Raw genomic sequence first — 1,322 nt, 5'->3', positions numbered from 1 at the left:
ACAGTCAGCATTGATGTCGCCTGATACACCGCTATCGCGAGCAAGCCCGCTCCCACAGGGGCGCGCATTCCTGCAATCAGCCCCCTGTCAACGCGGTGACGACCAGGTCCACATTGCTCTCCAGCTCCGCCACCGGGTCGGCGGCGTCGGTGCTCAGGACCAGTAACTGACTGCCGCCCTCAGTGATGGCTGCTTTCACGGCATCCGCGGGCTGGCGATGATGCAGCACCCGCTTCACATCGTTGTCTTTCAACGTGGCGGTCAATTGCTTGAGGGCTTCGGGTGTCCATTCGGCGTCGGGCCGGGCATCGGTGCTGATCCCGTCCAGATTCAAGCCGCTTATCAAGTAGCCAAAATGCTCGCTCAGGCTGACCACGCTCAGGTTGTCGGCACTGGCCAGGCGTTTTTCACTCTCGGCGCTGAGCTTGAGCAGGCGTTGCTTGAGCGCCGCCAGGTTGGCGTCGATCTTCGGTTTGGCCGTCGGTGCCAGGCGCACCAGGTCGGCGGCGATGACATCGGCCATCCGTCCCAGGTTATGGCTGGCCATCCACGGTTGGCTCGCCAGGCCATCGACCGATCCCGGTTGCACGGCAATGCCGGGCAGGGCGCCGTCCACCGGGCGGGCGGCATCGACTTCGACGATGCGGATATTGCTGCGTCGGGCCATGGGGTACAGCGGATCATCCGGCCACAACGAGCGCAGCCCGATTACTGCGTCGGCATCGCTGGCCAGCTTGCTCAGAGCCGGCGCGCCACGGCCGCTGAAGTAGGCATTCTGGCGCGTCCCGGGCAGATTGGCCGGCGCGGCGCGCTCCAGGCTGACATCGGTGCCCTTGAGCAACGCTTCACCCAAGCCGTAGGTGACCGGCAACGAAGCAAGCAGGCGCACCGGTGTGCCTTCGGCGGCGAAAGAAGGGCTGTTTACCAGACCGCACAGGGCCACGGCCAATGCCAGTTGTCGCAATGAAAGAACCATTTATCCAAGATTCCCTTTGAGGCTGGGGACAACACCCCGGGCAATGGCGGCCAGGGCAAATGCGATGCCGGCCACCAGAATGATCGCGGCACCGGACGGGATCGGCAGGTCGAAGACAATCGGTGCGAGAATCCCGCACAGGGTGCTGACGGTTGCGATCAGCACGGAGCACCAGAAAAAACCTTTCAACGACTGGCTGAGCAGACGCGCCGCAGCCGCCGGAATCACCAGCAAGGCCCCCACCAGAATTGCGCCGATGACCTTTACCGCCGCCACGGTGATCAGCGTCACCAACACCACGAACAGGTAATCCAGCGTCTTGACCGCCACCCCGCGCACCGCCGCC

The 1,322-nt window shown here is 64.0% G+C and carries 2 protein-coding genes; both read right to left on the bottom strand.

Going from position 1 to position 1,322, the window contains the following annotated elements:
* Positions 1-76 precede the first annotated feature (76 nt).
* Complete coding sequence (locus GSM73_RS14350; protein ID WP_160893031.1) at positions 77-976, bottom strand: metal ABC transporter solute-binding protein, Zn/Mn family; 900 nt, start codon at positions 974-976, stop codon at positions 77-79.
* Positions 977-1,322: metal ABC transporter permease (locus GSM73_RS27350; protein WP_256676914.1), on the bottom strand; the 346-nt coding region annotated here is incomplete at its 5' end.

This window comes from Pseudomonas sp. PICF6, assembly GCF_009831705.1.
Lineage (GTDB): Bacteria > Pseudomonadota > Gammaproteobacteria > Pseudomonadales > Pseudomonadaceae > Aquipseudomonas > Aquipseudomonas rhizophila.
The sequence above is the reverse complement of the archived record's forward strand: the minus strand, read 5'-3'. Positions and strand labels throughout refer to the sequence as shown.